Raw genomic sequence first — 879 nt, 5'->3', positions numbered from 1 at the left:
ACGTTTCGGGAATCTTCACCCGTCCCCGGTATGACAGGCCCTCTTCGTGGAACGTGAGTTTTGTCGAAAACACGTCGACCACGAAGAGGGTGCTTCCAGTGTATCGACTTCCCGGTCTGAGCATGAAAGCTGCCGACGTCGTCGTCGCGATGGCCGAGCAGCACTTCCCCGACTGGCACCGCCACCAGGGCCGTCCCCGCGATCTGGACCTGGTCTCCGCCCTGCGCCTGGCCCTGTGCCGGCTACGCCGCAACGCCACCTACCAGGAGCTCGCCGAGGACTTCGGGATCGGGATCAGCACCGCCTGGACCTACCACCAGATCATGGCCATTTTCCTCGCCGATGCTCTTGGCACCACCACCAAAGCCCTGTCCGGGCAGGTGAAGGGCCTGGTCTGCCTGATCGATGGAACGCTGATCCCAACGTTCGCCTGGCACCACCGCAAAGATCTTCTGTCTGGCAAGCACCGCCGCCACGGCGTCAACGTCCAGCTCGCCGTCGACCTACACGGGCGGATCCTCGGGGCCAGCCGTGCCTTCCCGGGCAGCTGGCACGACGTGCACTGCTTCCGCGAGGCCGGCTGGGTGCAGCTGGTGCGACGTTCCAGTGGCTGCATGACCGACCTCGGCTACGAAGGCGAACCCGCCCTCCACACCCCGGTGAAAAAGAAGCCGGGAATACCGCTGGCCGGCTGGCAGAGACAGCTCAACACCGAGTTCGCATCCGTCCGGGTCGCCGCTGAATGGGGGGTCGCCCACACGAAGAACTGGCGGATCCTCACCACCCGCTACCGCAGCGACCTCAGCCGTATCGACACCGATATCCAGGCCGCTGTCGGACTCCAGAAAATCAACGAACGGCAATCCGAGCGGGTGTTGA

1 protein-coding gene is annotated in these 879 nt (G+C 64.5%); it reads left to right on the top strand.

Annotated elements, in window-relative coordinates:
- Positions 1-122 precede the first annotated feature (122 nt).
- The coding region (locus AC559T_RS14560) for a transposase family protein (protein ID WP_498869058.1) at positions 123-879 on the top strand (757 nt) is incomplete at its 3' end.

This window comes from Frankia sp. Hr75.2 (assembly GCF_949319125.1).
Classification (GTDB): Bacteria; Actinomycetota; Actinomycetes; order Frankiales; family Frankiaceae; genus Parafrankia; species Parafrankia soli.
This window is presented reverse-complemented; position numbering and strand designations above follow the sequence as displayed.